The following is a 20,613-nucleotide window of genomic DNA, read 5'->3' as shown; positions in this document are numbered from 1 at the left end:
GGGCTCTGCCCCGGACCCCGGGATATTTCTCGCAAGAGGAAGGGGGCGGGTCATCGGCCCACCTTCCAGCGGAGTTCCTTCGGTCCCGTGCCCACGGGTGATTTGATCGGCGGGAAGGCGGGGTCGCATTCGGTGCGCTCTTCGGGGTTTGCGGCCTTTTCGATCCTTACCTTGAGGTCGAACCAGGCGGCCTGGCCGGTGATCGGGTCCGAGTTGGCCCAGCGCAGCCCGTCGCCCCTGCGCGGCAGGAGTTCGTTGATGATGTGGTTCAAGAGGAAGCCTTTCGTGGCTTCGGGTGCGTCGGGGGTGAGCGCCCAGGCGCCCTTGCGCTTGCCTATGGCGTTCCAAGTCCAGACCGTGTTGTCGTTGAGCGCGGCCATTTCCATCACCGGCACGATGATCGACCCGTGCGGCGAGGTCACGCGCGCCCAGTCGCCGTCCTTGAGGCCGGCCTCGCGCATGATCTTCGAGGAGACGTAGAGCGGATTGCGGCCATGCAGCTGCCGCAGCCAGGCGTTCTGCGACCCCCAGCTGTGATACATCGCCATCGGCCGCTGGGTCAGCGCGGTGATGGTGTAGCCCTCGTTGCCGGTCTGGTCGGGTTCGTACCAGGTGGCCAGCGGGTCCATCGTGTCGAGGATGCGCTGGCGCAGGTGGTCGGGCGGCTGGCGGTCGCCGTGGCCTTCGGCCGCCAGCTGGAAGCGGCGCAGCGGTTCGCTGTAGAGGTCGAAGATATAGGGCTGCGGGCTGTCGTAGAGGCCCAAGGCAACCGCCCAGTCCTGGTAGGCCGCGTTCCACGGCTTGTAATAGGCGGCGTGGGGGGGGATGTGGGCCTCGAAGAAGCCGCCGTTTTCGATATAGCGGTCGAGCTGGTCTGGGTTGGGCTCGCCCCGGCCCACCTTGTCGCCGTTCTTGCCGCGGAAGCCGATCAGCGGGCCAATGCCGGGTTTGCGTTCGTGGTTGACGATGTAGTCGGCGTAGTCCTTCCATTTCGGGCTGCCGTCCTCGTTCACGAAAGCAGGCAGGCCCAGCCGGGCGCCGAGGTCGATCATGACCGACTGGAACGGGCGCACGTCGCGGTCGGGATCGACCACGGGCCAACGGATCGAATCCGCCGCCGCGTCCGCCTCGCAGATCGGGCGGTCGAGCAGCGAGATGCAGTCGTGCCGCTCCAGATAGGTGGTGTCGGGCAGGATCAGGTCGGCATAGGCGACCATCTCGGACGAATAGGCATCCGAATAGATGATCCGCGGGATCACGTATTCGCCGGACTCGTCGGTATCGGTCAGCATATCGATGACGCCGCGCGTGTTCATCGATGAGTTCCACGACATGTTGGCCATGTAGAGAAACAGAGTGTCGATCCGGTAGGGATCGCCCGCATGCGCGTTCGAGATCAGCATGTGCATCAGCCCATGCGCCGACATCGGGTTTTCCCAAGTATAGGCCTTGTCGATGCGGGCGGCCGAGCCGTCTTCGCGCAACAGAAGGTCGTCGGGGCCGGTGACATAGCCCAGATGCGGGCCGTCCAGCGGCTGGCCCGGCGTCACGCCGGCATGCGGCTTGGGGTGGGCGGAAACCGGCTTGGGATAGGGCGGCTTGAAGCGGAAGCCGCCCGGCACTTCGACCGTGCCCAGCACGATCTGCAGCGTGTGCAGCGCCCGGCAGGTCTGGAACCCGTTGGCATGGGCGGAAATGCCGCGCATGGCGTGGAAGCTGACCGGCCGGCCGATCATGCGGGCGTGTTTTTCGCCGCGGAAATCTGTCCATTCGCGTTCGATCTCGAAGGCCTCGTCGAAGGCGACGCGGGCCAGTTCGGCGGCGATGGCGCGGATCCTGGCGGCCGGCACGCCGCAGCGGTCGGCAACGGCTTCGGGCGCGTAGTCGGGGCTGAGATATTTCTCGACCATCAACTGGAACACGGTGCGATGGGTGGCGCCGTCGCGGTCGAGCGTGGCGCCCAGGTCGGGGCGCACGCCGGGCCGGTCGAAGGGCGCGGGCCGGCCGGTGGCGCGGTCGATCACCAGCGGCTTGCCGTCATCGTCGCGCAGCAGCAGGCCCTTTTCCGCGCCTTCGGCCGCGTTCACCAGGCAGGGCGCGTTTGTGAAGCGGGCGAGATAGTCGAGATCGACGCGCCCCGCCTTGAGCAGTTCATGCACAAGCGAGAGGATGAACAGCCCGTCGGTGCCGGGGGTGATTCCCACCCAGTCGTCGGCCACGGCATTGTATCCGGTGCGGATCGGGTTCACGCCGATCACGCGGGCGCCACGGGCCTTGATCTTGCCCAAGCCCATCTTGATCGGGTTGGAATCGTGATCCTCAGCCACGCCGAACAGCATGAGCAGTTTCGTGTGGTCCCAGTCGGGCTGGCCGAATTCCCAGAACGATCCGCCCATCGTGTAGATGCCGCCGGCGGCCATGTTGACCGAACAAAACCCGCCATGCGCGGCGTAGTTCGGCGTGCCGAATTGCAGGGCCCAGAAGCCGGTGAAGGATTGCGACTGGTCGCGGCCGGTGAAGAAGGCCAGCTTTTCAGGGGCTTGCTCGCGCAGGGGTTTCAGCCATGCGACCGCCACCTCCAGCGCCTCGTCCCAGGAAATTTCCTCGAACTCGCCGGATCCGCGCGGCCCCACCCGACGCATCGGCGCGCGCAGGCGCGACGGCGCGTTGTGCTGCATGATGCCGGACGAACCCTTGGCGCACAGCACGCCCTTGTTCACCGGATGATCGCGGTTGCCCTCGATATAGGCGACCTTGCCGCCCTTCATGTGGACATTGATGCCGCACCGGCAGGCGCACATGTAGCAGGTGGTCTTGCGCACCTCGTCCGAGACCTCAGGCGACGTGTTCACGACCGGTTGCTGGTATCCCATCCGCTCTTTCTCCTCCCGGTTGGCGGCCCCGTTTTCCGGGGACGTTAAATTAACATTCAAAAAATTGCGACTGTTTTTTTGAATGTGTGTCAGCGATCGCCGATCGGCACATAGGCGCGCGGTTCCGGCCCGTCGTAGAGCGTGAGCGGCCGGATCAGAATGTTGCTGCGCTGCTGCTCGATGCACTGGATCACCCAGCCGGGCATGCGGCCGATGGCAAAGATCGGCACATAAAGGTCCATCGGGATGCCGTGCAGCTGGTAGATGACGCCGGAATAGAAATCGACGTTCACGTTCAAGCCGTGACGCGAATAGGGTTTCATCGCCTCGACCACGGCCTGCAGGATTTCATACCATTCGGGCGCGCCCATCTTTTCACCCAGACGGCGCACGCCTTCGCGCAGGTGCCGGGCGCGGGGATCTTCCTTGCGATAGACGCGGTGGCCGAAGCCCATCACCGCCTCGCGGTTGGCGCGCTTGGCCTTGACGTAGGCGGCGGCGTTCTCGGGCTTGCCGATCTCGTGCACCATCTTCATCACGTCCTCGGCCGCGCCGCCATGGGCGGGGCCGGCCAGTGTGGAGATCGCGGTGACGATGCCGCCATGCAGGTTGGTTTCGGTGCTGATGGTGACGCGGGCGGCAAAGGACGACGCGTTCGAGCCGTGTTCGGCATGCAGGATGAAATCCACATCCGCCAGCCGCGCGGTTTCGGCGTCTGGCTTTTCGCCCTTGAGCATCCACAGCCAGTTGGCGGCGTGGGACAGGTCGGGATCGGGGGCGACCGGCGCGCGGTCGTTTCGGATATTGTCATGGGCGGCAACGATCATCGGCACCTGCGCGGTCAGGCGGATGCCGTTTTCGATGAACGCCTCTTCGCCGGTCTGCTGCGCCTGCGGCTCCAGCGCGGCCAGCGCCGAGACGGCGGTGCGCAGCACGTCCATCGGGTGGCCGTCCTTGCAGGCGGCGATGATGTCGTAAATCGGCTGGGGCAGGACGCGCGCGGCGCGCAGGCGTGCGTCGAAATCGGCCAGTTGCGCGGCCGTGGGCAGCTCTCCGAAGATCAGCAGATAGGCGACCTCTTCAAAGGTGGATTGCGTGGCCAGATCGTGGATGGAATAGCCGCGATAGCTCAGTTCACCCCGGGCGCCGTCAATGTCCGAGACGCCGCAGCGTTCGAAATGGATGCCCTTGAGGCCGCGATTGATCTTGACGGTGTCGGTCATTGCTGAACCCTTCCCATAGGCAAAAAAGAGGTGGACATGTCGGTTCTTGAGAAAGCCAGGGAGGCCGCGATCCGGCGGCAGGCGCGGGTGGTGTTCCCCGAAATAGAAGAGCCGCGCGTGGCGACGGCGGCCTCGGTGCTGGAGGGCGAGGGGCTGTGCCAGCCGCTGCCCGTTTCCGAGCCGTCCGAGGCGCATGTCGCGGCGCTGGTCGAGGCGCGCGGCATGAAGGAGGCGATCGCCCGCCGTATGGTGGCGAGGCCCCTGTATCGCGCCGCTGCGATGGTGGCCTGCGGCGAGGCCGACGCGATGGTGGCCGGCGCCGATGCGCCCACGCGCCGCGTGATCGAGGCCGCCAGCATCGGTATCGGTCTGGCCGAGGGCGTGGCGTTGCCGTCGTCGTTCTTTCTGATGCTGTTTCCCGACGGGCGCGAGATGATCTTTGCCGACTGCGCGGTGAACGTGGCGCCGGATGCCGACGGTCTGGCCGCGATCGCGCGGGCCTCGGCGGCCTCGGCGCGGTCGCTTCTCGGCGAGGCGCGGGTGGCGCTGCTGTCGTTCTCCACCGGCAATTCGGGCGAGGGCGAGAGCGTACGCGTGGTGCGCGAGGCTGCGCAGGCCACCGGGTTCGCGGGCCCCGTGCAGGCGGATGCGGCGCTGAATGCGCGGATCGCCGGGCAGAAGGGGATCGAGCCGCTCGACGCCAACGTGCTGGTCTTTCCGTCTCTGGATGCGGGCAACATCGGATACAAGCTGTGCCAGGAACTCGCTGGCGCGCAGGCGCTGGGGCCGTTCCTGCAAGGGTTCGCGCGGCCGGTCTGCGACCTCAGCCGGGGCGCGACCGCCGAAGACATCGTGGCGGCGGCGGTGCTGACGGCGGCGCAGGCCTGAGACAGGAAAATTTTTTGTCGGCAACTGGCGCGGGCTGAAAGCCCGGGCCACGCCCGACCCTCCCCCCGGGAGGGCGCTTTGGCGATGCCGGGCAAAACCTTGACTGTGGTGGATTTGTCGCGCTCAGCGCCTGACGGCCACGTCGCGGCGCGCCCACCAAGGGTCGGGCGCGGCCCTTGCGCATATGCCCTCGCCCCCCTCATGCCGCCCGCATCAGCGACAGGGCATCGGCGGCGATCATGCGTTCCTCTTCCGCCGGCACCACCCAGACCGCGACCTTGGACGTGTCCGCATGCAGGCGCGGGCCGCCGCGGTGGTTGGCGTCGGGGTCCATGCGCACGCCGATCCATTCCAGGCCGCGCAGGATGCGCGCGCGCACGCCCACCGCGTTCTCGCCGATCCCGCCGGTAAAGGCGATGGCGTCCAGCCCCTCCAGCGCCGCGATCAGAGACCCCGCATGACGCAGCGACCAATAGCAGAAATGCTCTACCGCAAAGGCGCTGTCGGCGGAGGGGTCCAGCATCAGGTTGCGCATGTCGGACTTGCCCCCCGACAGCCCCAGCAAACCGCTTTCGTGGTTCAGGATCGCCTTGGTGCGCTCCAGCCCGTTTTCCTCGACCAGCCGCAGCACCGCGTTGGCGTCGATCCCGCCCGACCGCGTGCCCATGGTCAGCCCGTCCAGCGGCGAATAGCCCATCGTCGTGGCGATCGACTGCCCGTTGCGGATCGCGCAGAGCGACGCGCCGTTGCCCAGGTGGAAGGCCAGCAGGCGCGAAGGCAGGGGCACGCCCGACACCTCGGGCAGGCGCCGCACCAGCGAGGCATAGCTGAGCCCGTGGAATCCGTAGCGACGGATGCCCTTGGTTTCCTGCATCTTCGGGATGGCATATCGGGTCGCCACCTCGGGGTTGGTGGCGTGGAACGAGGTATCGAAGCTGGCATATTGCGGCAGGTCGGGGGCGATCTCAGCCAGCGTTTCGATGGCGGCCAGGTTGTGCGGATTGTGCAAGGGCGCCAGCGGCGTGCAACTGGCGATCTCGGCAATGACCTCGGGCGTGATCTTCACCGGTCCCGTCAGCTTGCGCCCGCCATGCACGACCCGGTGCGCCGCCGCCGTCAGATCGCCCGGCGCGATGCCGCGGGCCTCCAATGCGGCCAGGATCGCCCGCAGCGCGGCACGGTGGTCGATGAACGGGGTCTCGGTCACCTCCTCGCCCACCCGCAGGCGCGAAGCGCCGCCGATCGCCTCGGCCATGCCGGACAGGCACTGGGTCAGATCGGCGTCGAACAGGGCGAACTTGATCGACGACGATCCCGCGTTCAGCACCAGAATGTTGCCATTCTTCGTCATGCCGCTGCCCTTGCGATGTTGAGCGCCGCCAGCGCGGCCAGCAGGATCACCACCGCGCGGCGGAATTGCGCGCCCGAGGCGGCCGAGAACCGGCGCGTGCCGGCCCAGATGCCCAGCCCCAGGATCGGAAAGGCGATTGCGGCGCCCGTCACGGTATCCGGCCCCACCAGCCCGTTCGCCGCCATTGCCGGCAGCGCCATCAGGTCGAGCACGGTCAGAAACACGATCATCGTGGCGCGGAAGACGGTCGGCTCCATGGGTTGCGCGGCAAGGAACGCCGCCGTGGGCAGTCCGCCCACGCCTGCGCTGTTGGCCATGCCCGCGACCAGCCCTGCGCCGAGATGGCCCGGCCCTCTGACCGGGCGCGGCATCCGCCAGCCGCCCAGCAGAACGAGGCTGAGCCCCAGCACCAGCGCCGAAATCACCAGCCGCGCCTGATCCTCGTCGAGCCGCGCCATGACATGGACCGCCGGCACCGTGGCCAGCGCCGCGCCCAGCCCCAGCGGCACCACGCGGCGCCAGTCGATATGCGTCCGGATGCCGCGCGCCTGGAACGCGGTCATGGCGATTTCACAGGCGAACACCACCGGGATCAGCGGCAGCGGATTGGCGACCTGCGCGGCGAGGATGATGAAGATCGCGGAAAAGCCGAAACCGGTGAACCCGCGAATGAAGGCCGCCGCAAAGAGCGCGGCGGCCAGGAATGCCCCTTGGGCGGGGAGGAGCGCAAAGGGCAAATCCAACGGCCTACCCGACCTGCTGCGTGGCCATGTCCGCCGGGTCGATCCCGGCCACGGTGACCGGCTTCTTCATCGCGTCGCGGCGGAACGGCTCGCCCAGTTCCTGGTTGATCAGGGCCTCGATCAGCGTGGTGACGCCGTTTTCCATCTGGTCCTTGATCGCCTGGTTCAGGGCCTCGGTCAGTTCATCCATGGTGCGCGCCTGCACGCCCTTGAGCCCGCAGGCCTGGGCGATGCCGGAATAGGACACCTGCTCGTTCAGTTCGGTGCCGACGAAATTGTCGTCGAACCAGAGCGTCGAGTTGCGCTTTTCCGCGCCCCACTGATAGTTGCGGAACACCACCTGGGTGATCGCGGGCCATTCCGGGCGGCCGATCGCGGTCAGCTCGGTCACCGCGATGCCGAAGGCGCCGTCGCCGGCAAAACCGACCACCGGCGTGTCGGGGCAGGCGATCTTGGCGCCGACGATGGCGGGCAGGCCATAGCCGCAGGGGCCGAACAGGCCCGGCGCCAGGTATTTGCGGCCCGCCTCGAAGGTCGGGTAGGCGTTGCCGATGGCGCAGTTGTTGCCGATATCGGAGGAGATGATCGCCTCTTTCGGCAGCGCGGCCTGAATCGCCCGCCAGGCCATGCGCGGGCTCATCCAGTCGGGCTTGGCCGCGCGGGCGCGTTCGTTCCATGTGGTGCCGGGATCGTCCTCTTCATGGTCCATCGACGCCAGCTGCTGCGCCCAGGCGGACTTGGTTTTCGCAATGAGCGCGCGGCGTTCCTCGCGCCCTTCGTCGCCGGCGGTGTCCGACAGGGCAGCGAGGATCTGACGCCCCACCTTGCCCGCATCGCCGACGATGCCGACATCGACCCGCTTGGTCAGGCCGATCCGGTCGGGGTTGAGGTCGTTCTGGATCAGCTTGGCCTCCTTGGGCCAGTAGTCGATGCCATAGCCCGGCAGGGTCGAGAACGGGTTGAGCCGGTTGCCCAGCGCCAGCACCACGTCCGCCTGCGCGATCAGCTCCATGCCCGCCTTGGACCCGTTATAGCCCAGCGGCCCGGCAAAGAGCGGGTGGCTGCCGGGAAAGGCGTCATTGTGCTGATAGCCGCAGCAGACCGGGGCATCCAGCCGTTCGGCCAGTGCCATGCTGTCGGGAATGGCGCCGGCCAGTACCACGCCCGCGCCGTTGAGAATCACGGGAAACCTTGCTTCGCTCAGCAGGCGGGCGGCCTCGGCGACGGCCTCTTCGCCGCCGGCGGGGCGTTCGAAATTCACGATCTGCGGCAGGTCGATGTCGATCACCTGGGTGAAGTAGTCGCGCGGCACGTTGATCTGGGCAGGCGCCGAGGCGCGCTTGGCCTTGAGGATCACGCGGTTCAGAACCTCGGCCATGCGCGAGGGATCGCGGACCTCTTCCTGATAGCAGACCATGTCGCGGAAGGCGGCCATCTGCTCGACCTCCTGAAAGCCGCCCTGACCCATGGTCTTGTTCGCCGCCTGCGGGGTGACGAGCAAGAGCGGCGTGTGGTTCCAGTAGGCGGTTTTCACGGCGGTGACGAAGTTGGTGATGCCGGGGCCGTTCTGCGCGATCATCATGCACATCTTGCCCGAAGCGCGGGTATAGCCGTCGGCCATCATGCCGCCCGAGCCTTCGTGCGCGCAGTCGAAGAAGCGGATCCCCGCCTTGGGGAAGAGGTCGGAGATCGGCATGAAGGCCGATCCGATGATGCCGAAGGCGGTGTCGATCCCGTGCATCTGCAGGGTTTTGACGAAGGCTTCCTCGGTGGTCATTTTCATGTGCGGACACTCCCATGATGCGCAGCTGTTCGGGCCGGCCGACAAGGGCCAGGCTTTGTTTCGGGTTTAGGGCGGGCGGCAAGGGGCGGTTAGGGCCAGTTTTGGCGTCGGGTTAGGTCCACTTTTGGCGCCCCGGCAAGGGCAGGCCCGGAATAATGAGCGTGGGCATGTATGTTTCGGATCGCTTGCGCGATCCGACCGATGCGAGGGGGCGCTGCCCCCTCGCGCTCCCCCGGAGTATTTGTAGCAAGATGAAGGGCGCGGGCTGTGCGTCCGGCGTTCTGGGATGGGTCGGGCGTTGCCCGTTTCTCAGGCGCGCAGCAGGTTCAGGAAGCAGTCGATTTCGTCCGAGGAAATGGACCAGTCGCAGACCAGTCGCGCAGCGATCGGCTGGTCGGGGTCGTCGCCGTCCAGCGTGCCGTTCCAGAGGTGATAGGCTGCGCCGGCCTCGTGCAGGCGCCGATGCGTGCGGAGGGGCAGGATCGGGAAGGCCATGTTGGCTTGCGGGTCATGCAGAAATTCCATGCCTGCCGCGCGCAGCCCCGCGACCAGGCGTGCGCAGTTGGCATTGGCCTGCCGGGCCATGTCCAGCCACAGCCCGTCGCGCAGGTATCCCGCCATCTGCGCCGACAGGTAGCGGTGCTTGGAGAACAGGTGTGCGCCCCGCTTGCGGCGCAACTCGAATTCCCAGGCGTGGGCAGGATCGAAGAAGATCACCGCCTCGACCCCCATGCAGCCGTTCTTGGTTCCGCCGAAGGAGACTGCGTCGATGCCTGCCTTCCATGTCATCTCGGCCGGGGAGCAGTCGAGCGCGGCCAGTGCGTTGGCGAAACGCGCGCCATCCAGGTGCACGGGCAGCCCGTAGTCCCGGGCCACCGCTGTCACGGCCCGCAATTCGTCCAGCCCATAGACCGTGCCCCGTTCCGTGACGCTGGTGAGCGAGACCGGCCCGCGCTGGGGGCCGTGCACGCCGCGAGTTTCTTCGGCTTCGATCGCCGCGCGCAGCGCCTCCGCGCTGATCCGGTCGGTGTCGCCCACCAAGGTGAGCTTGGCCCCGCCCGTATAGAATTCCGGCGCGTTGCACTCGTCTTCGTGGATATGCGCCACGGGCGAGCAGAACACCGTCTGCCAGGGCTGCGCCAGCGTGGCCAGCGCCAGCGCATTGGCCGCCGTGCCCGTCGCCACCAGATAGACCGCGGCCTCGGGCGCCTCGAAGATGTCGCGGATGCGGGCGCGCACCTCGTCCATGAGTGCATCCGCCCCATAGGCCATGGCATGGCCCTGGTTGGCTTCCATCAGCGCCTCCATGATGCGCGGATGCACGGGGCCGGAATTGTCGGAGGCGAAAAACATCAGACGGGCTCCTCTATGATGTGGTCTTCCCATTCATCCTCGGGCGTGTCGAACTCGCTGACCGTGATACCGCGCACCGAGACCCCGGCCTGATGCACGGTTTCGGGATCGCCTGACACCAGCGGATGCCACCAGAAGAGCGGCTTGCCCTCCCACAACAGGCGATAGGCGCAGGTTTCGGGCATCCAGTAGGCATGTTCGGCGATGTTGCCCGGCGTCAGCACGATGCAGTTGGGCACGAATTGGTGGCGGATGTCGTATTGCGCGCAGTGGCAGCTTTCATCGTCCAGCAACCGGCAGGCGACGCGGGTCAGCGCAACCTCGCCGGTTTCGGCATCCTCGAGCTTGTTCAGGCAGCATTTGCCGCAGCCGTCGCAGAGCGCCTCCCATTCGCGGCGCGTCATTCTGGAGAGCGGCTTGCGCATCCAGAATTCGGGCGCGAGGCCCGAACGGTCAATCGGGTCGGTCATTGGGCGTCCAGAATGGCGCGGGCGCGGGCGGAATCGTCGTGCATCTGCGCGATCAAGGCGTCCAGGCTGTCAAATTTGGCCTCGGGCCGGAGATATTCGACCAGCCCCACCGACAGCATCGCGCCATACAGGTCCCCGGCAAAGTCGAAGACATAGGTTTCCAGGTTCGGCTCTTCGCCGTTGAACATCGGCCGCACGCCCAGGGACGCCACGCCGTGGTAGCTGCCCGCGTGCGGCCCGTCGAGCACCTCCACCAGCACCGCATAGACGCCAAAGGCGGGGCGGTGCAGGCCGGCCAGCGACAGGTTCGCGGTGGGAAAGCCCAGTTCGCGGCCGCGCTGTTCGCCGCCCTCGACGCGGCCCTCGATCCGGTGCCAGTGGCCCAGCATCGCTGCGGCATCGCGCGGGCGGCCTTCGCTGAGCGCCAGCCGGATCGCGGTGGACGACACCACGTTCGGGCCCTTTTCCATGAGCGGCGCGATAGTGACCGCGAAGCCCATTTCCCGCCCGAAGCGGACCAGATCGCGGGCGTTGCCGGCGCGGCCCTTGCCGAAACAGAAATCGGCTCCGACCACCACATGTTTCAGCCCCAGCCCGTCGGCGATCACGATGCGGGCGAACTCTTCGGGGCTCATGCCGGCGAGCGCTGCGTTGAAGTTGAGCTCGTAAAGCTTTTCGACGCCCAGCTTTTCCAGCCGGTGGGCGCGGGCCTCGGCACGCATCAGGCGAAAGGGCGGGGCGTCGGGGGCGAAATATTCGCGCGGGTGCGGCTCGAATGTGACCACGCCCAGCGGCGCGTCGGGTTCGACCTTGCGCGCAAGCGCGATCACCGACTGGTGGCCCAGGTGAACGCCGTCGAAATTGCCGATCGCCGCGCTGGCGCCGCGGTCCCCGGGATCTACGAACTGATAGTCGCGAATAATGTGCATGGCGCTTGCCTATCCCTCCGCGCCGCCATCCGCAAGACGCGCCTGCTGTTACCGCGCGGCTTCCAGACGGTCGGTCCGGCCGCCGCCTGCCGCGCCCTCCAGCCAGTCGAATATCTCCGCCCAGAGCGTCTCGCGCCCCGGTCGAAAGGCAGCCTCGTGGCCGATGCGCTTCAGGCCCAGATCGGCCGGCGCCCGCAGGACGATTTCGTGCGGGGCATTGGGATAGCATTCCAGAATGTCGCGGGCGGTGGAGGGCGTGGCGATCGGGTCGTCGGGGAAGATCCAGGACCGGATCGGGGCGCGGACGTCTTCGTAGAAATTGGGCTGCATGCGCGGCAGATCGGGGCGGAAATAGGCCCGCCGATGGCTCCAGCGCCGCCAGGTGCGGAACAGCTGCGGCGGCAGTGGCTCGCCCTGCCAGCCGCCGGTGTTGGCGATGAACCCGTGCCGCCACAGCGACCATGTGCCCATGCCCCACCAGAAATACATCTCCAGCGGCCAGTTCCGCTTGTGATGTCCGCCGAAATAGCCGGTTCCGACCGAGATGAAGGCATGCCGCGCGATCCGGTCGTGGTTCGGCATGAGCCCGATGAAATGGCCGCCGACGCTGTGCGCGACATGGGTGACCGGCAGCCCCGGCGGCGCGGCCTGTTCCAGCGCTGCCAGCGCCGCCGGTTGATCGTAGTGGCCCCAGTCGGGGTAGTCGATCCCGCTGGTGGCCAGTTCCACCCCGTTCCGCGACCCGCCGATGCCGCGATAGTCATAAGCGAGAACGACTGCGCCGCGCCCGGCCAGCCAATCGGCGAGCGGGCGGTAGAAGCGGCGCGGAAACCCGGTGCCTGCCGAGATCATCACGGCAAGCCGCTGCTCGGACCCGGAAAAGAGGTCGCCCTCGAGTTCCCATCCGTCCGAGGCGGCAAAACGCAGGGTTTTCACGGAGACGTCAGTCATGGGCGGAGTCCTCGTCGTCGGGGCCGTTGATGATGGTTTCGGCGTTGTCGGTCAGGTGCTGCAGAAAGCGCCGGATCACCGCGCGTTCGTCGTCCGAGAACGGCTCCAGCAGAGCGGCGTTGTGGCGCCGCGTGTCGGGCAGGGCGGTTGCGGCGGCGGCGCGGCCCGCCTCGGTCAGCCGGATCAGGGTCACACGGGCGTCGCGGGGGCAGGGGCGGCGCTCCACCAGCCGCTTGTCCGCCAGCCGGTCGATCAGCCCGGTCAACGAAGACTTGCCCATCGCCAGCTGCGCCGCCAGTGCCGAGATCGGCAGGCCGTCGGACTTGCGCAGGATCAGCAGGATCGCGATCTGCGTCGTGGTCAGCCCGGCCATGCGGCGCGACCGCTTGTCGGCGGCTCGGAACAGGGCGCTGTGGGCGACCTGTAGCAGGTGAAAGACGCGGAAACTCCGGGGCATTGAATTGGTTCGCATATGGACTAATTGGTTCGTATATGAACCAAATGCGCCGGCGCAACACGGAGCGGACATGACGTTGCGGCGCAACGGCATGCAAACGAAACCGGCCGGGCGGTCAGCCAGCCCGGCCGGTTTGGAATTTCCAATCCGTCAGGAGTGCGATCAGTCGAACTTGCGGCTTGGCGCCAGCACCATCGCCTCGCCCACCAGCACCTTCTTGCCATCGACCGAGCAGTGGCAGTCCAGTTTGACCCGCCGCTTGGCCATGTCGATGTCGATCACCTTGACCTCGGCATGGACGGTGTCGCCGGGGCGCACGGGGGCCAGGAATTTCAGCGACTGCCCCATGTAGACCGTGCCGTGGCCGGGCAGCTGTTCGCCGATCACCGCCGAGATCAGCCCCGCCGTCAGCATCCCGTGGGCGATGCGGCCCTGAAAGATCGTGTCGCGGGCATAATCGTCGTCCAGATGCACCGGGTTCCGATCGGTCGAAACCTGCGCGAACATCTCGATATCCTCGTCGGTCACGACCTTCCGCAGATAGCGGGTCATGCCCATCTCGATGTCTTCGATGCAGATCGTGCCGCGGGGCAGATTGTCCAGCATGTCGTCCTCTCGGGTCGTCGGCAAAGCAATATTTGTGCAGCATCTCGCTGCCCGTTCGAAACTTTATTACTTTGCAGGCGCAGAAAATCAAGTCCCTTTTTTATCCGCGCAATTGCCCGATGGCATAGGTCGGATCCAGTTTTTCCTTTTCCAGATAATCGCTTAGTGCGTCCGGATCGGGCTGGCTGTCGGTTTTCGTCTCGGCCCGCGCCAGACCACCGGTGATGAAGAGGGAATCGATATCTTCGCCCATGGCGCCGGCGACATCCGTGTGGATCCCGTCGCCGATGGCGAGGATCCGGGAGTCCGGCACCAGCCGGCCGATCTCGGCCAGCCGCCGCCGGGCAAGGTCATAGATCGGCGGGTGCGGCTTGCCGAAATAGAGGCTCTCGCCCCCCATTTCGGTGTAAAGCCGCGCCAGCGCGCCCGCGCACCATTCGCGCCGCTCGCCCCGGTCCACCACGATGTCGGGATTGGCGCAGAGAAGCTTCATCCCCTTCTGCTTGGCGTAAAGGAAGGTGGGCCGGTTCACCTCGGGGTCGGCATATGGGTCGAACGGGCCGCAACAGACGATGCCTTCGGCCTCTTCCAGCGGGACCAGTTCGATCGAGACCGGGTTCTCGACCACATGTATCGGCTCGAAGAAGCCTTCGTCGCGCTCCCATTCGCCCATGAAGAACAATTTTTGCCCCACGACTCCGCGGAACATCGCCGCCCGCGCGCTGTCGCCGCTGGTGGCGATGGTGTCCCAGGCATCGCGCGGCACGCCAAAGGCTTCGATCTGCTCGGCCACGCCCTTGCGGGGTTTGGGCGAATTGGTCAGCAGGCAAACGGTCCCGCCGCGCGCGCGATAGCCGCGCAGCGCCTCGACCGCCTCCGGATAGGCGGTCACGCCGTTGTGCACGCAGCCCCAGAGATCGACGAGCAGCGCGTCGTATTTGTCCCAGATCTCGGAAAGGGCGTTGATGATGCGGGTCATGGGCACTCCTTGGTCCTTGGTCGCGCCCAGCTATGTCAGGCCGTGCCCCGGTTTTCCACCGCTTTCCGACCTTCGGCCATCCGGCACACGATTGGGGGGTGCTATTATATGCAGAAAGACGCATATGCGGAATATCGAATATGATGAGGCGTTCCGGTGCAAGCGATTCTTTCGGCCATATCCGAACCCGTGCGGCGCGATGCTTTGCGGATCCTGTGGGACGGGCAGGAACATTGCGTGTGCGAGCTGATGGCGATTCTGGGCGTCACGCAAAGCCGCATGTCGCGCCACATGAAGACGCTGAAACAGGCCGGGCTGGTGGTGGACCGGCGCGATGCGCAGTGGGTGCGCTATCGCCGCAACCCCGATCTGCCCGCCGCGTATGAAACCGTTATCGATGCGGTCTTTGCCGCCGAGGCGCTGGAACAGGAACACGTCGCATGACCACCGAAACCCAACATCTGCCCGAACGCCGTCCCGACTGGCTCTGGCACGCGGGCGTCGCCGCCTTCGTCGTCGGCTGGTGGCTTATCTATCGCCAGCTGATCCCGTTTTCGGAATGGCTGACGTCGCTTCTGCCGGTGGACCGGCACAGCCATGCCGGCGAGGCGATCGCCTTTTTCCTGTACGACACGCCCAAGGTGATGATGCTGCTGACGCTGATCGTGTTTGCGATGGGGGTCGTGCGCAGCTTTTTCAGCCCGGAAAAGACCCGCGCGCTGCTGTCGGGCAAACGCGAGGGCGTCGGCAACGTGATGGCCGCCGCGCTGGGCATCGTCACGCCGTTCTGTTCCTGCTCGGCGGTGCCTCTGTTCATCGGCTTCGTCTCGGCCGGCGTGCCGTTGGGGGTGACGTTTTCCTTTCTCGTCGCGGCGCCGATGGTGAACGAGGTCGCGGTGTTCCTGCTGTGGGGCCTCGTCGGCTGGCAGGTGGCGGCGATCTATCTGGTCTTCGGCCTCATGGTGGCGATCGTCGCCGGCTGGATGATCGGGCGGTTCCACCTTGAAGGCTGGCTGCAGGACTGGGTGCGCGACATTCACGCCGGCACCGCGGATCTGGACATTCCCGACAAAAACCTGTCGATGCCCGACCGCTATCGCATGGGGATCGAGGCGGTCCGAGAGATCGTCGGCAAGGTCTGGGTCTGGATCATCCTCGGCATTTCGCTGGGCGCGCTGATCCACGGCTATGTGCCCGAGGATCTGATGGCCCGCATCATGGGCGTGGATGCCTGGTGGTCGGTGCCCGCCGCGGTGGTGATCGGCATCCCGATGTACACCAACGCCGCCGGCGTGATCCCGATCGTCGAGGCGCTCTTGGCCAAGGGCGCGGCGCTGGGCACGGTTCTGGCCTTCATGATGAGCGTGATCGCGCTCAGCCTGCCGGAAATGCTCATCCTGCGGCAGGTGCTGACCCTGCGCCTGATCGCCGTCTTCGTCGGCGTGGTGGGCAGCGGCATCCTGGCCGTGGGCTTTCTGTTCAATGCAATCTTCTGAGAAAGGAAAGACAATGGACATCAAGGTTTACGGCCCCGGCTGCAAACGCTGCGAGACGACCGAACAGATGGTGCGCGAGGCGGCCGCGAAACTGGGGATCGAGGCGCAGGTGGAAAAGGTCACCGACCCGCGCCAGATCGCCATGGCCGGGGTCATGTCCACTCCCGGCATCGCCGTGAACGGCAAGCTGGTTCATGCCGGGGGCCTGCCGGATCCGGCCAAACTGGAAGGCTGGCTGCAAAATGGCTGAGCCGACCGATCGGGCCGGGGTCTATCAGGCCGCGCTGAACGGACGGTTCGAGGGGATCCTGACCTGGCCCGATTTCGACGCGCTCTGGGCGCGGCTGCGTTCCGCGCCCGCGGGATGGTTCGTCCACGACACCGAAGCCGATCCACCCGCGCACGCAGCGACCCCTGCGGCATTCGCCGCAGCACTCGACCGTGCCGAAGAAATTTTCGCCCACGCGCGCAGCCGGTCCTGGTGCGGGGCGGTCTATGTGGACGATCCCGGCGATCCCGCGCTGGTCAAGATCTTCGATCCCTACGGCATGGCCGCCTGTGGCGGGGGCGGAGGTGCCACGCGGCCCCGCTATATCCTAAGCCGGATACCGCCCGCGCAGCTCTCGGCGGGCGGCACCCGGTCCGAGAAACGCGGATGGTTCAGGCGCCGCTGACCCGCCGTTGTGGCCAAAGGGGCCCCGGGAGTGCTCTCCATGCGCGTGGACAAGGATTGACCCCGGACATTCGGTTTCATACACAGCTTCGGTGACGCGGGCGTGGCGAAATTGGTAGACGCACTTGGTTTAGGTCCAAGCGCCGCAAGGCGTGGGGGTTCAAGTCCCTCCGCCCGCACCACCTGACGAACGGGACAAATCCCGACCGGGCGCCCGGGATCCATTTCGGCGCCCCGCCGACCCGAGGATACGAGGGCAGGGCGCCGGTTGAACGGCCTATTCCGCCGCCCGGGCCATCGGGTTGTTGGGGTGCGTGGTCCAGTTGCCGTATTCGGCCTCGACCACGCGGCCGGTGCGTGGGTCCACCTCGCCGGGTTGCAGGCGCACCATGTCGATGCACCCCTCGACCGGGCAGACATCCACGCACAGGTTGCAGGCCACGCACTCGGAATCGTCCACCTCGAACACCCGGTCTTCCTTCATCAGAATCGCCTGGTGGCTGGTGTCCTCGCAAGCCGCATAGCAGCGGCCGCACTTGATGCACTTGTCCTGATCGATCCGCGCCTTGGCGACGTAGTTCAGGTTCAGATACTGCCAGTCGGTCACGTTCGGCACGGCACGGCCGACGAAATCGGACACCGACGCATAGCCCTTTGCGTCCATCCAGTCCGAAAGGCCCGAGACCATTTCCTGCACCACCTTGAAGCCATAGGTCATCGCCGCGGTGCAGACCTGCACCGTGCCCGCCCCCAGCGCCATGAACTCGGCAGCGTCGCGCCAAGTTGTCACGCCGCCGATGCCGCTGATCGGCAACCCGGCGGTTTCGGGATCGCGGGCGATCTCGGCCACCATGTTCAGAGCGATCGGCTTGACCGCCGGCCCGCAATAGCCCCCGTGGCTGCCCTTGCCGTCGATCGACGGCTCGGGGCTGAACGTGTCGAGATTGACCGAGGTGATCGAACTCACCGTGTTGATGAGCGATACCGCATCCGCGCCGCCATTCTTCGCCGCCCGCGCCGGATAGCGGATGTCGGTGATGTTGGGCGTCAGCTTCACGATCACCGGCCTGTCGTAATTCTCCTTGCACCAGCGGGTCACCATTTCGATGTATTCCGGCACCTGGCCCACGGCCGAGCCCATCCCGCGTTCGCTCATCCCGTGCGGGCAGCCGAAATTCAGCTCGATGCCGTCGGCACCGGTTTCGGCCACCCGCGGGAGGATCCTTTTCCACGCCTGCTCTTCGCAGGGCACCATCAGCGACACGATCACCGCGCGGTCCGGATAGTCCGCCTTCACCCGCGCGATCTCCTCCAGATTCATCTCCAGCGGCCGGTCGGTGATGAGCTCGATGTTGTTCAACCCCAGCACCCGCCGGTCGGGGCCGTGGATCACGCCATAGCGCGGCCCGTTTACGTTCACCACCGGCGGGCCTTCCTCGCCCAGCGTCTTCCATACGACGCCGCCCCAACCGGCCTCGAAGGCGCGGCGAACGTTGTATTCCTTGTCCGTCGGCGGCGCCGAAGCCAGCCAGAACGGGTTGGGGGAGCGTATCCCCAGAAACTCTGTCGTCAAATCAGCCATGAACCGGCCTCCCTGTCAGCGATTGCTGCTTCTTTCTGGTCACAAATACCCATGCGCGCCGCCCGCCTCAGGCGGTCAGGCTGGCATGGATGTCCTCGGCCGCATCGCGCCCCTGCGTCACGGCGGTCACGGTCAGATCCTCGCCGCCCGCCACGCAGTCGCCGCCGGCCCAGACACGATCGCGCGAGGTCCGGCCCGCGCCGGTGACGGCGATCTTGCCGCCGGTGACCTCGACGCCCTCGGGCGCGCCGTCCAGCGTCTGGCCGATCGCCTTCAGCACCTGATCGGCGACCAGCGTGACGTGCTCGCCCGTGCCCTCGACGCGACCGCCCGAGGTGTCGGTGTATTCCAGTTCAACCCCCTGCACGGCGCCGTCGCCCAGGATGCGGGTCGGGCGGACATTGAACATCAGCCGAACGCCCTTTGACGCCGCCAGATCCTGCTCATAGCGGCTGGCCGGCATCTCCTCGCGCCCGCGGCGATAGGCGATGGTGACGTTTTCCGCCCCCAGCAGCTTTGACTGCACCGCCGCGTCCACCGCCGTCATGCCGCCGCCGATCACCACCACGTCGCGTCCCACCGGCAGGGCGGAAAGGTCGCGCGCCTGTCGCAGATCGGCAATGAAGTCCACCGCGTCGCGCACGCCCGGCAGATCCTCGCCGGGGATGCCCAGCGCGTGAACCCCGCCCAGGCCGACGCCCAGGAACACCGCATCATGCGACCCGAGCAGCGCCTCCAGCGTCAGCCCGTCGCCCAGCCTCTGGCCGGTCCGCACCGTGATTCCGCCGATCTGCAGCAGCCAGTCCACCTCGCGTGCGGCAAATCCGTCCACGGTCTTGTAGGCGGCGATGCCGAATTCGTTCAGCCCGCCGGGTTTGTCCCGCGCCTCAAAGATCGTCACGTCGTGGCCGTGCATCGCCAGCCGGTGCGCGCAGGCCAGCCCCGCCGGCCCCGCGCCGACCACCGCCACGCGCCGGCCCGTCGGCGCCGCGCGGGTGAAGGGGTGTTCGTTGCCCGCCATCAGCGTATCGGTGGCGAATCGCTGGAGGCGGCCGATCTCGACGGGGCGTTCTTCGGCGGTGTTGCGCACGCAATCGGCTTCGCACAGCGTCTCTGTCGGGCAGACCCGCGCGCACATGCCGCCCAGGATGTTCTGGCTCAGGATCGTGCGCGCCGCGCCCTTCGGATTGCCCGCCTGAATCTGGCGGATGAACAACGGGATGTCGATTTCGGTCGGGCAGGCCGCGACGCAGGGCGCGTCGTGGCAGAAATAGCAGCGATCCGCCGCCACCGCGGCCTCGTGCGGCGAAAGCGGCGGGTGCAGATCGCCGAAATTCGCCTCGATCTGCTCTTTCGGCAGCCGTCCCGTGGTTATGCCGGGGGCGTGGACTCCGTCAGGCATGTCAGTCTCCCTGTCTGGTCTTGTCGTTGCATCCAGAGTGCCACATCCAGAAATTTTATCAATTGGTAAATTTTTGGTGGCGACAGATGGCATGTCAGTTCCGCGCAGGACGCGCGCGGATCCGGCGTGTTTTTGGCGGATGGCCTAAAGAATCGGCGGAAAACGGGCGGTCGCGCTCAGGCGGACGTCAGCAGGCGCCGGTAGAGGTTGTCGAGAAAGGCAGGCGCCGTCTCAAAGGGATCGTCGCCGTCCAGAATCGCGCGCACCTGCACGTCGAAATCGGCATAGTGCTGGGTCAGGGACCAGATCGAAAAGATCAGGTGATAGGGATGCACCCGTGCGATTCGGCCCTCATCCATCCACGATTCGAGAAGCGCGGCCTTTTCATCCACCAGCGCCTTGAGGTCCGAGGTCAGGAAGCCGAGGATTCGCGGCGCGCCCTGGACGATCTCGTTGGCAAAGAGTCGGCTTTCGCGGGGATAGTCGCGGCTCATCTCGAGCTTGCGGCGGACATAGGCGAGGATCTCTTCCAGCGGCTCGCCCGCGGGATCCATGGCCCGCAGCGGATCCAGCCAGGTGTCCAGAAGCCGTGACAGCAGCGCCTCGTGGATCGCCTCCTTGGAAGGGTAGTAATAGAGCAGGTTCGGCTTGGACAGCCCCGCCGCCGCCGCGATCTGATCGACGGTGGCGCCGCGAAAGCCGTGGGCCGAGAACACCTCGAGCGCGGCATCCAGAATCGCTGCCCGGTTCCGGGCCTGGATTCGGGTCGGTCGGCGTGTCTTGGTCATCCTCGGATCCGTTCCTGCTCTGCCTGTGTTTTGCGCATCTACACCGACCGGCGCCCGAATGGCAGA

20 protein-coding genes and 1 tRNA gene are annotated in these 20,613 nt (G+C 66.5%); 6 read left to right on the top strand and 15 right to left on the bottom strand.

Annotated features, from left to right (window positions below; genetic code table 11):
* Window positions 1-50: 50 nt before the first annotated feature.
* Entirely contained in the window at window positions 51-2,873 is a 2,823-nt protein-coding gene (locus tag C4S70_RS09930; protein ID WP_104007958.1) for a molybdopterin oxidoreductase family protein, read from the bottom strand.
* Between the two features lie 89 nt (window positions 2,874-2,962).
* Entirely contained in the window at window positions 2,963-4,096 is a 1,134-nt protein-coding gene (locus tag C4S70_RS09925; protein WP_104007957.1) for a citrate synthase, read from the bottom strand.
* Window positions 4,097-4,132: 36 nt separating this feature from the next.
* Between C4S70_RS09925 and C4S70_RS09920 the strand changes: the two genes are divergently transcribed.
* Complete coding sequence (locus tag C4S70_RS09920) at window positions 4,133-4,984, top strand: phosphate acyltransferase (protein ID WP_104007956.1); 852 nt, start codon at window positions 4,133-4,135, stop codon at window positions 4,982-4,984.
* Between the two features lie 199 nt (window positions 4,985-5,183).
* Here C4S70_RS09920 and C4S70_RS09915 read toward each other — a convergent pair whose 3' ends face one another.
* From C4S70_RS09915 to C4S70_RS09870, 10 genes are all read right to left on the bottom strand, one after another.
* Complete coding sequence (locus tag C4S70_RS09915) at window positions 5,184-6,335, bottom strand: acetate/propionate family kinase (protein ID WP_104007955.1); 1,152 nt, start codon at window positions 6,333-6,335, stop codon at window positions 5,184-5,186.
* Entirely contained in the window at window positions 6,332-7,078 is a 747-nt protein-coding gene (locus C4S70_RS09910) for a sulfite exporter TauE/SafE family protein (protein ID WP_104007954.1), read from the bottom strand. The genes C4S70_RS09915 and C4S70_RS09910 overlap by 4 nt, the downstream gene beginning before the upstream one ends.
* Window positions 7,079-7,082: 4 nt before the next feature.
* Window positions 7,083-8,861: a sulfoacetaldehyde acetyltransferase gene (xsc, locus tag C4S70_RS09905; RefSeq protein WP_104007953.1), complete on the bottom strand. Its 1,779-nt coding sequence runs from the start codon at window positions 8,859-8,861 to the stop codon at window positions 7,083-7,085.
* Window positions 8,862-9,170: 309 nt separating this feature from the next.
* Window positions 9,171-10,214 carry a threonine aldolase family protein gene (locus tag C4S70_RS09900; RefSeq protein WP_104007952.1) on the bottom strand — a complete coding sequence of 348 codons (1,044 nt, stop codon included), beginning with the start codon at window positions 10,212-10,214 and terminating at the stop codon, window positions 9,171-9,173.
* Window positions 10,214-10,684, bottom strand: a complete 471-nt coding sequence (locus tag C4S70_RS09895; protein WP_104007951.1) for a YcgN family cysteine cluster protein — start codon at window positions 10,682-10,684, stop codon at window positions 10,214-10,216. The genes C4S70_RS09900 and C4S70_RS09895 overlap by 1 nt, the downstream gene beginning before the upstream one ends.
* Window positions 10,681-11,613 (bottom strand): bifunctional riboflavin kinase/FAD synthetase, encoded by a 933-nt coding sequence (locus C4S70_RS09890; RefSeq protein WP_104007950.1) that lies wholly within the window; start codon window positions 11,611-11,613, stop codon window positions 10,681-10,683. The genes C4S70_RS09895 and C4S70_RS09890 overlap by 4 nt, the downstream gene beginning before the upstream one ends.
* Before the next feature lie 48 nt (window positions 11,614-11,661).
* Entirely contained in the window at window positions 11,662-12,564 is a 903-nt protein-coding gene (locus tag C4S70_RS09885) for an alpha/beta hydrolase family protein (RefSeq protein WP_104007949.1), read from the bottom strand.
* Complete coding sequence (locus C4S70_RS09880) at window positions 12,557-13,021, bottom strand: MarR family winged helix-turn-helix transcriptional regulator (RefSeq protein ID WP_104007948.1); 465 nt, start codon at window positions 13,019-13,021, stop codon at window positions 12,557-12,559. Before C4S70_RS09880 ends, C4S70_RS09885 begins: the two co-directional genes overlap by 8 nt.
* A gap of 162 nt (window positions 13,022-13,183) precedes the next feature.
* Window positions 13,184-13,627 carry a MaoC family dehydratase gene (locus C4S70_RS09875; RefSeq protein WP_104007947.1) on the bottom strand — a complete coding sequence of 148 codons (444 nt, stop codon included), beginning with the start codon at window positions 13,625-13,627 and terminating at the stop codon, window positions 13,184-13,186.
* Between the two features lie 100 nt (window positions 13,628-13,727).
* A complete protein-coding gene (locus C4S70_RS09870; protein WP_104007946.1) occupies window positions 13,728-14,606 on the bottom strand; it encodes a TIGR01459 family HAD-type hydrolase in 879 nt (292 codons plus the stop codon).
* 156 nt (window positions 14,607-14,762) lie between these two features.
* Between C4S70_RS09870 and C4S70_RS09865 the strand changes: the two genes are divergently transcribed.
* The 5 genes from C4S70_RS09865 to C4S70_RS09845 all read left to right on the top strand — a co-directional run bounded on the left by C4S70_RS09865 (window position 14,763) and on the right by C4S70_RS09845 (window position 16,957).
* Window positions 14,763-15,050 (top strand): ArsR/SmtB family transcription factor, encoded by a 288-nt coding sequence (locus tag C4S70_RS09865; RefSeq protein ID WP_104007945.1) that lies wholly within the window; start codon window positions 14,763-14,765, stop codon window positions 15,048-15,050.
* Entirely contained in the window at window positions 15,047-16,102 is a 1,056-nt protein-coding gene (locus tag C4S70_RS09860; protein WP_104007944.1) for a permease, read from the top strand. The genes C4S70_RS09865 and C4S70_RS09860 overlap by 4 nt, the downstream gene beginning before the upstream one ends.
* Window positions 16,103-16,115: 13 nt before the next feature.
* The gene (locus tag C4S70_RS09855; protein WP_104007943.1) at window positions 16,116-16,352 is read left to right on the top strand and encodes a thioredoxin family protein; all 237 of its coding nucleotides are present in this window, start codon (window positions 16,116-16,118) and stop codon (window positions 16,350-16,352) included.
* Window positions 16,345-16,776: a hypothetical protein gene (locus C4S70_RS09850; protein WP_104007942.1), complete on the top strand. Its 432-nt coding sequence runs from the start codon at window positions 16,345-16,347 to the stop codon at window positions 16,774-16,776. The genes C4S70_RS09855 and C4S70_RS09850 overlap by 8 nt, the downstream gene beginning before the upstream one ends.
* Window positions 16,777-16,872: 96 nt before the next feature.
* Window positions 16,873-16,957 (top strand) — tRNA-Leu (locus C4S70_RS09845).
* Window positions 16,958-17,052: 95 nt separating this feature from the next.
* On the opposite strand, the gene preA is transcribed toward C4S70_RS09845, so the two are convergent.
* The 3 genes from preA to C4S70_RS09830 form a co-directional block, all read right to left on the bottom strand.
* Window positions 17,053-18,357, bottom strand: coding sequence for an NAD-dependent dihydropyrimidine dehydrogenase subunit PreA (gene preA / locus C4S70_RS09840; RefSeq protein ID WP_104007941.1), 1,305 nt, complete (start codon window positions 18,355-18,357; stop codon window positions 17,053-17,055).
* Window positions 18,358-18,424: 67 nt separating this feature from the next.
* Window positions 18,425-19,759: an NAD(P)-dependent oxidoreductase gene (locus C4S70_RS09835; RefSeq protein ID WP_104007940.1), complete on the bottom strand. Its 1,335-nt coding sequence runs from the start codon at window positions 19,757-19,759 to the stop codon at window positions 18,425-18,427.
* A gap of 176 nt (window positions 19,760-19,935) precedes the next feature.
* Complete coding sequence (locus C4S70_RS09830; protein WP_104007939.1) at window positions 19,936-20,547, bottom strand: TetR family transcriptional regulator C-terminal domain-containing protein; 612 nt, start codon at window positions 20,545-20,547, stop codon at window positions 19,936-19,938.
* Window positions 20,548-20,613 lie beyond the last annotated feature (66 nt).

Origin of the sequence: Jhaorihella thermophila, assembly GCF_900108275.1 — a bacterium.
Taxonomy (GTDB): domain Bacteria; phylum Pseudomonadota; class Alphaproteobacteria; order Rhodobacterales; family Rhodobacteraceae; genus Jhaorihella; species Jhaorihella thermophila.
The sequence above is the reverse complement of the archived record's forward strand: the minus strand, read 5'-3'. Positions and strand labels throughout refer to the sequence as shown.

Excerpts from the sequence above, each read along its gene's own strand:
- C4S70_RS09930 (WP_104007958.1), bottom strand. The coding sequence starts at position 2,873 with ATGGGATACCAGCAACCGGTCGTGAACACGTCGCCTGAGGTCTCGGAC.
- C4S70_RS09925 (WP_104007957.1), bottom strand. The coding sequence starts at position 4,096 with ATGACCGACACCGTCAAGATCAATCGCGGCCTCAAGGGCATCCATTTC.
- C4S70_RS09920 (WP_104007956.1), top strand. The coding sequence starts at position 4,133 with ATGTCGGTTCTTGAGAAAGCCAGGGAGGCCGCGATCCGGCGGCAGGCG.
- C4S70_RS09915 (WP_104007955.1), bottom strand. The coding sequence starts at position 6,335 with ATGACGAAGAATGGCAACATTCTGGTGCTGAACGCGGGATCGTCGTCG.
- xsc (WP_104007953.1), bottom strand. The coding sequence starts at position 8,861 with ATGAAAATGACCACCGAGGAAGCCTTCGTCAAAACCCTGCAGATGCAC.
- C4S70_RS09900 (WP_104007952.1), bottom strand. The coding sequence starts at position 10,214 with ATGTTTTTCGCCTCCGACAATTCCGGCCCCGTGCATCCGCGCATCATG.
- C4S70_RS09895 (WP_104007951.1), bottom strand. The coding sequence starts at position 10,684 with ATGACCGACCCGATTGACCGTTCGGGCCTCGCGCCCGAATTCTGGATG.
- C4S70_RS09890 (WP_104007950.1), bottom strand. The coding sequence starts at position 11,613 with ATGCACATTATTCGCGACTATCAGTTCGTAGATCCCGGGGACCGCGGC.
- C4S70_RS09885 (WP_104007949.1), bottom strand. The coding sequence starts at position 12,564 with ATGACTGACGTCTCCGTGAAAACCCTGCGTTTTGCCGCCTCGGACGGA.
- C4S70_RS09880 (WP_104007948.1), bottom strand. The coding sequence starts at position 13,021 with ATGCCCCGGAGTTTCCGCGTCTTTCACCTGCTACAGGTCGCCCACAGC.
- C4S70_RS09875 (WP_104007947.1), bottom strand. The coding sequence starts at position 13,627 with ATGCTGGACAATCTGCCCCGCGGCACGATCTGCATCGAAGACATCGAG.
- C4S70_RS09870 (WP_104007946.1), bottom strand. The coding sequence starts at position 14,606 with ATGACCCGCATCATCAACGCCCTTTCCGAGATCTGGGACAAATACGAC.
- C4S70_RS09860 (WP_104007944.1), top strand. The coding sequence starts at position 15,047 with ATGACCACCGAAACCCAACATCTGCCCGAACGCCGTCCCGACTGGCTC.
- C4S70_RS09855 (WP_104007943.1), top strand. The coding sequence starts at position 16,116 with ATGGACATCAAGGTTTACGGCCCCGGCTGCAAACGCTGCGAGACGACC.
- C4S70_RS09850 (WP_104007942.1), top strand. The coding sequence starts at position 16,345 with ATGGCTGAGCCGACCGATCGGGCCGGGGTCTATCAGGCCGCGCTGAAC.
- preA (WP_104007941.1), bottom strand. The coding sequence starts at position 18,357 with ATGGCTGATTTGACGACAGAGTTTCTGGGGATACGCTCCCCCAACCCG.
- C4S70_RS09835 (WP_104007940.1), bottom strand. The coding sequence starts at position 19,759 with ATGCCTGACGGAGTCCACGCCCCCGGCATAACCACGGGACGGCTGCCG.
- C4S70_RS09830 (WP_104007939.1), bottom strand. The coding sequence starts at position 20,547 with ATGACCAAGACACGCCGACCGACCCGAATCCAGGCCCGGAACCGGGCA.